A 6,845-nucleotide genomic window follows, 5' to 3' on the forward strand; every position below is an offset into this window, starting at 1 on the left:
GCTCAGCTTTGCCGTGGAGCGCGCACCGCGTTCTTCGGCCGGAACGCCGTCACGACGGCGGCGTTCGTCTCGATGTAAGGGCCGCCGATCAGGTCGATGCAATACGGCACTGCGGCGAAAATGCCCTGCACCTTCACGTTCCCAGTCTCGTCGCGCAGACCTTCCAGCGTTTCCTTGATCGACTTCGGTTGTCCCGGCAGATTGATGATCAGCGCGGCGCGTTCCGCCGTTTCACGGATCACCGCGACCTGACGCGACAGGATCGCCGTCGGCACGAAATTCAGGCTGATCTGCCGCATCTGTTCGCCGAACCCCGGCATTTCCTTCGTACCGGCCGCCAGCGTCGCCTCGGGCGTCACGTCGCGGCGCGCGGGGCCTGTGCCACCCGTCGTCAGCACCAGATCGCAACCCGCTTCGTCGACGAGTTCGATCAGCGTCTTCGTGATGGTCGGTGCGTCGTCCTGGATCAGACGCGTCTCCGTGCGAAACGGCGACGTCAGCGCGTCGCCGAGCCACGCCTGCAACGACGGAATCCCTTTGTCTTCGTAGACGCCCGTGCTCGCGCGATCGCTGATCGATACGAGGCCGACGATCAGCTCGTCGGGATGATTACGCGTGGGATTCGTCATCGTGATCGTCCGGCTCGTCGGAATCGTTGCTGTCGTCATCATCGCCGCTCGCGCCGCCGGCGTTCTTGATCCACTGGAACAGTTCGCGAAAGTAGCGCGGCGCCTTGCCTTGCTGCGCTTCCTTGCGGGCGTTGCGGATCAGCGTGCGGCCTTCCTGCGGATCGGCGGCCGGGTGCTGGCGGATGAACTCGGTCAGCGCGGCGTCGTCGGCCAGCAGTTGTTCGCGCGTGCGCTCGATCCAGTGCAGGCGTGCCGTTTCCGACTTGTTGACGCCCTTGTACTTGTCGAGCGCTTCGCGCAGCGTGGCCGTTTCGTCGTCCGTCAGGCCGCGCATCACCTTGCCCACGTACTGCATCTGGCGGCGCTTGCCTTCGTGATCGGTGATGCGGCGTGCTTCGCGCACGGCTTCGTCGAGCGCTTCGGGCAGCGGCATGCGCTTGAGCGCGTCTTTCGGCAGCGCGACGAGTTCTTCGCCCAGCGCCTGCAGCGCGTGCATTTCGCGCTTCAGTTGCGATTTGCTGGGACGGTCATACCCGTTGTCGTCGACGACGACAGCGGGTTCCATAGGTTGAATGCGGGTTTTGCGTGTCATGCGCGATATTGTAGCCTGCCGGGCCGCGCCGGCAGGGCGACGTGCGGTCGGCACTCGCTTGCGCGCAGTGCATTCGCGAATGCCAGGTGCGGCGGCGTAGAGCTTGCTATGATCGCGGGATACGTCGGCGCACAGGCCGGCTGGATACAGCGCTTGCAACGACGAACTCTCGCGGGCTTCGGCCCGGACGGCACCGCAAACTCAGGACGGCAAACGACAATGGCAGCAGACACGGAAGCCCGGCAACGCTTTTTCCCGCATACGCAGGACGAGCTGAAGGAAATCGCCTCCGACATTCTTCGTCACGCAAAGGTACTTGGCGCGACCGACGCGGCCACCGAAATCTCGGAAGGCGACGGGCTGTCCGTCTCCGTGCGGCGCGGCGAAGTCGAGACGATCGAGCACAACCGCGACAAGATGGTCGGCGTGACGGTCTTCATCGGCAACAAGCGAGGCAATGCGAGCACGTCCGACTTTTCGTCCGAGGCACTGAAGGACACGGTGATGGCCGCGTACAACATCGCGCGCTTCACGGCCGAAGACGACTGCGCGGGTCTCGCGGAAGAAGAACTGCTCGAAACCGATCCGCGCGATCTCGATCTGTATCACCCGTGGAATCTGGACGCCGACGAAGCCGTCGAACTGGCGCGGCGCGCGGAAGATGCCGCGTTCGCGACGAATCCGATGATCAAGAATTCGGAAGGGGCGAGCATATCGGCGCAGCATTCGCAGTTCGTGCTCGGCACGTCGCGCGGCTTCCTGGCGGGTTATCCGTATTCGCGTCACTACGTTGCGTGTGCGCCGATCGCGGGCAGCGGCCGCAACATGCAGCGTGACGACTGGTACACGTCGAAGCGCAGCGCAGGCGAACTTGCCAATCCTGAAGCCGTGGGCCGCTATGCCGCCGAGCGTGCATTGGCGCGCATGGGCGCGCGCGGTCTGGACACGCGCAAGGTGCCCGTGCTGTTCGAGGCGCCGCTCGCGGCGGGGCTGCTGGGTGCATTCGTGCAGGCGACGAGCGGCGGCGCGCTGTATCGCAAGACATCGTTTCTCGTCGACAGTCTGGGCAAGCCCGTATTCGCACCGCATGTGCAGGTGGTCGAAGATCCGCACGTGCCGCGCGCGATGGGCAGCGCGCCGTTCGACGAAGAGGGAGTACGCACGAAGCAGCGTTCGGTGGTGAAGGACGGCGTCGTCGAGGGCTATTTCCTGTCGACGTATTCGGCGCGCAAGCTCGGCATGCCGACGACGGGTAATGCTGGCGGCTCGCATAATCTTTCTTTGCGTAGTTCTTTGACGCAGCCGTCCGACGACTTCGAAGAGATGTTGCGGAAGCTGGGCACTGGTTTGCTGCTGACGGAGTTGATGGGGCAGGGCGTCAACTACGTGACGGGCGATTATTCGCGCGGCGCGTCTGGGTTCTGGGTCGAGAACGGCAAGATCCAGTATCCGGTCGAGGAGATTACCGTGGCGAGCACGTTGCAGGAAATGTTCCGGCATGTTGTCGCTATTGGGGCGGACACTATTGTCCGCGGGACCAAGCAGACTGGTTCTGTTTTGATCGAGCGGATGACTGTCGCTGGGCAGTGATTTTTTGTTGTTTTGCGACGTAGTCGCGATTGTGGTTTTTTTTTTGGGTTTCTCTTCGCTGGCATCCGCGTGATGTCTCTGGTTTGCTGGCGTTGCCCCTGTGCGGGGCGGCACCTACTTTTCTTTGCAGCGGCAAAGAAAAGTAGGCAAAAGAAAGCCGCTCACACCGCTAGCTTTTGTACTTGCCTGCGGGCCCCCAACGGGTCCCGCACTCCACTCGGCAACACTTTGTTTTGCGCCCGTTGCCAGCGCCTCGAACAGGCGCATCACCCACTCCAATCACCCGCAGGCAGCCAGCGGCAGCGACCCGTCCGCGCCGCCCAGGTGGCAAACTGTGTGTAGGTTGTCGCGCCGTATGCGTTGGTGATACTACGACACCGATCTGTTTTTCAGTCCGGAGTGGTGCACTTCCATCGCGACGGCCTACACACAGTTTGCCACCTGGGCGGCAGTGGACTTCCTGCTAATGCAGTCCGTGACGCGAGAGTGTGAAGCGGGTGATGCGTGCAGGTAGCACGCTGGCAACGGGCGCAAACCAGTACGATGCCGCGTGGAGCGTAAGAACTGTTGGGGGCCCGCAGGCAACGAGTAGCACTGGCGGTGTGAGCCCGCTTTCTTTGCTTACTTTCTTTGCGGCGGCAAAGAAAGTAAGTGCCGCCCCGCACAGGGGCAACGCGAGCGAACCAAAGACATCCCGCGGATGCCAGCGAAAGCGCAAAAACAAACCGCGGATGCCAGCGAAAACCAAAAAAGCTACAAGCAAGCGCCGCAAGACAAAGCCGCCCAAAAAAACCTCAAGCGGCAACGCGCCGATAAACCACGAAGGCATACTCAAAGTCATTAGGCTCTTTAGCCTGATGCGTCTCCCGCGAGATTTCTTGCCAGCGCGCCGCATCAGGCGCAGGAAACCTTGCATCGCCATCGAAATCAGCATGAATTTCAGTGACGATCATCTTGTCCGCGCGCCGCAGGCCTTCCTCATACAACTGCGCGCCGCCGATCAAAAACGCCTCGGCAGCACCATCGCGCGCCGCGAGCCCCAACGCATCGTCGAGATTCGTCACGGTATCGCAGCCCTCGAAGCGGCGCTGCGCATCGCGTGTCACGACGATATTGCGGCGGCCCGGCAGCACCCGGCCAATCGATTCATGCGTCTTGCGCCCCATCACGATGGGCGCGCCCATCGTCGTGCGCTTGAAGAAAGCGAGGTCTTCGGGAAGCCGCCAGGGCAGCTGGTTGTCACGGCCGATCACGCCATTGCGGGCGCGAGCGACGATCAGGGTCAGCGTCGTCATGCGAGTGAAGAACAGATAGAGAGCAGGGTCCGAAAGCGAACGCCGATTCTACCCGACCGCGAGCGGCGAGCCGCCTCAGGCGCCCAAGCCGAGTGACCGACGCCTCGCGCAGTGACCGCTATTCGCGCACGTCGCCGTCGCCGCGATATGCGCCCTTGCCGTCTCCCTTGTCGTCGCTCGACGCATCCCGCAATCCATGCGTGCCCATCAGCCGGTACAGCGTCACGCGCGAAATACCCAGGTCCGCCGCCGCTTCATTGAGCCGGTGCCGATGCCGCAGCAGCGCAACTTCGATCGCACGCTTCTCGGCCACTTCGCGCGCCTGCGCAAGACTCATCGTCTGCTGCTCGCTGAACTGCGCGAGGTCGAGATCCTCGGACGAGATCAGTTTGCTCTCCGCCATCACGATCGCGCGGCGCACCCGGTTGATCAGCTCGCGCACGTTGCCGGGCCAGTGATAGTTGTACATCGCCTCGATCGCCGACGGCGTGAACCCGCGAATCTTGCGTGCACTGTCCGTCTTGAACTTGCCGAGAATGTGATGCGCGAGCAGTTCGATATCCTTGCCGCGTGCGCGCAGCGGCGGCTCGTCGACGCGCAGCACGCACAGCCGGTGAAACAGGTCCTGGCGGAAGCGTCCTTCGCTCATCGCGCCTTCCAGATCCACGTGGGTCGCCGAGATGATGCGCACGTCGACGGGAATCGATTCGTGGCCGCCCAGTCGCTCGATCTTGCCTTCCTGCAGGAAGCGCAACAGGCTCGCCTGGCTTTCCATCGGCAGATCGCCGATTTCGTCGAGAAACAGCGTGCCGCCGTTGGCCGATTCGACGCGACCGATCTTGCGCTGGTTCGCGCCCGTGAACGCGCCGCGCTCGTAGCCGAACAGTTCCGACTGCAGCAGGTGATGCGGAATCGCGCCGCAGTTGATCGGCACGAACAGTGCCTTGCGCCGCGGCGAACGCTCGTGGATCGCCAGCGCCGTCAGCTCCTTGCCCGTGCCCGATTCGCCCGAGATGAACACGCTCGCGTCGGTGTTCGCGATCTTGCGGATCGTGCGGAACAGCTGCTGCATCGCTTCGCAGGTGCCGACCATTTCGTCGTCGCTGACGGCCGTCGTGTCGGGCGGCAGGTCGGCGTCGCCAAGATTGATCATCCCGTACGCGTGGCCGACCAGATAGTCGATCGTCGCGTTCGCCACGGGAATCTTCACGTAGTCAAAGCAGTAGTGGCGGATCAGCCGCCGCACGGCGGGGTCCGCGAGTCTTTCGGGATTCGCGAGCGCGATCCAGCCGACCTGCTGCTGTCGCAGGCCCGCTTCGAGTCCAGGCAGGTCGCGCGCCGGGAAGCTCGCCATGTCGACGATGCCCGCGCACATCGTCGCGGGCTTGATGAGCTTGCCGATCTCGTGCGCCGAGCGCGCCACGAGCACGCTCCAGCCACGGCTCTTCAGGTGCTCGACGAGCGCGTCGTCAGGCGTGCGGGCCGCGTACAGGAGCACACGTGTGCCCGCCTCGGGCGCCGCACCGCGCGGCGCGTCGACGGCCTCGGGGCGGGCGGCGGACGTTTCCGATCCGCGCGAGGCGGCAAGCCGCAGCCCGGAGCCGGCGAGCGGGGTAACGGAACTCAGATGAGAAGATTCGCGCACGATCTGCCTCGTATCGGTGTCACGTCAAAAGGTATAGGGAAAGCGCAGGCCGATGACATAGTTCGGCGCGTCGGGCGTCATGCCGATCGATACCGAACCGTTGATCGTCAGATGCTTGTTCACTACATGGTTCAGGCCAAAATTCATCACGGCTGCCGTCGTCTCGCTGCCCGGCACCTTCACGTAGTCGCCGCCGGGCGCCTTCGTTTTCGACGAGGGCTGCAGCGCGAGCGTGTACGAGATGCTCGCCGAGTCCTTGTCGGAGAACGCGAGCGCGACGCCCGCGCCGAGCTGGAAGATGTCGCCGAGCTTGACGGTCGCGGGTTGCGTCTGTCCGGCGATCGACGAGATATCCGCGAACGAGCGCGCGATGTTGTACGTGTAGGACATGCTGCCGAACAGCACGACGGGGTCGTAGGTCTTCAGCACCGAAAGACCTGCGGTCACGTTCCAGAAGCCGGTGCCCGTAGGCAGCTTCGAAGGCGCGACGAGATTGGTGTTGTCGGGTTCGAGCTGGACCACCTTGAGCCCGAACGGCGAGGTGCCCGTCGGCGCTTTCACGCGCAGGCTGCCGACGACGTCGGGGATGTTGTTGGTCTCCTTCAGGATCTGGTAGTAGAGCCCGAAGTTGACGTCGCCGATCGCACTCGAATTCACCGACGCGTCGGACAGCGTGTTGGCCGCGCCGCCCGCGCCGCCGACGATGAACTGGCTGTGCCGGTACACATACGGCACGTCGACGTCGACGCTGATGCGGTCCGTCAGGCCGTAGCGCGTGTCGAGGTCGGCCATGATCTGGTGCGACTTGGTCTGCCCCAGATTGATGTTGCCGAGAAAGATCGCGTCGAGCGCGAGGAAGCCGGACAACTGCAGCTGCCGGCGGTCGTAGTAGGTATCGCTGATGCCCCAGTCCAGCGTCAGCTTGTGGTCGAAGAGCGGCGCGTGCTCGCGCTGCACGACGGCTTCCTCGGCCTGCGTGCGCACCGGTTCGGCCGCTTTCTGCGTCTGCCCGACGGCGCCTTCCGGCATGCCGGGGCCGCTCGCCTGCGCGTTCGGATTGCTGGTGCCTGGCGAGCCCGTTGCCGCGGTGCCCT

6 protein-coding genes are annotated in these 6,845 nt (G+C 63.9%); 1 reads left to right on the forward strand and 5 read right to left on the reverse strand.

All coding sequences use genetic code 11. The features are described 5' to 3' along the window. Positions 1-2: 2 nt before the first annotated feature. A complete protein-coding gene (gene mog / locus G3N95_RS39240; protein WP_205975449.1) occupies positions 3-629 on the reverse strand; it encodes a molybdopterin adenylyltransferase in 627 nt (208 codons plus the stop codon). Then, the gene (gene yjgA / locus G3N95_RS39245) at positions 610-1,221 is read right to left on the reverse strand and encodes a ribosome biogenesis factor YjgA (RefSeq protein WP_205975450.1); all 612 of its coding nucleotides are present in this window, start codon (positions 1,219-1,221) and stop codon (positions 610-612) included. The genes mog and yjgA overlap by 20 nt, the downstream gene beginning before the upstream one ends. A 219-nt stretch (positions 1,222-1,440) precedes the next feature. Between yjgA and pmbA the strand changes: the two genes are divergently transcribed. After that, the gene (pmbA, locus tag G3N95_RS39250; RefSeq protein ID WP_205975451.1) at positions 1,441-2,811 is read left to right on the forward strand and encodes a metalloprotease PmbA; all 1,371 of its coding nucleotides are present in this window, start codon (positions 1,441-1,443) and stop codon (positions 2,809-2,811) included. A gap of 794 nt (positions 2,812-3,605) precedes the next feature. Here the strand turns inward: pmbA and G3N95_RS39255 are convergent. From G3N95_RS39255 to G3N95_RS39265, 3 genes are all read right to left on the reverse strand, one after another. Beyond that, positions 3,606-4,106 carry a dihydrofolate reductase gene (locus G3N95_RS39255; protein WP_205975452.1) on the reverse strand — a complete coding sequence of 167 codons (501 nt, stop codon included), beginning with the start codon at positions 4,104-4,106 and terminating at the stop codon, positions 3,606-3,608. Positions 4,107-4,224: 118 nt separating this feature from the next. Continuing rightward, positions 4,225-5,751, reverse strand: coding sequence for a sigma-54 dependent transcriptional regulator (locus tag G3N95_RS39260; RefSeq protein ID WP_205975453.1), 1,527 nt, complete (start codon positions 5,749-5,751; stop codon positions 4,225-4,227). A 24-nt stretch (positions 5,752-5,775) separates the two neighbouring features. Further along, a partial coding sequence (locus tag G3N95_RS39265; RefSeq protein WP_241019192.1) for a hypothetical protein occupies positions 5,776-6,845 on the reverse strand: 1,070 nt, incomplete at its 5' end.

The sequence above is a fragment of the Paraburkholderia sp. Tr-20389 genome (assembly GCF_017104565.1).
In the GTDB taxonomy this organism is placed as follows: domain Bacteria; phylum Pseudomonadota; class Gammaproteobacteria; order Burkholderiales; family Burkholderiaceae; genus Paraburkholderia.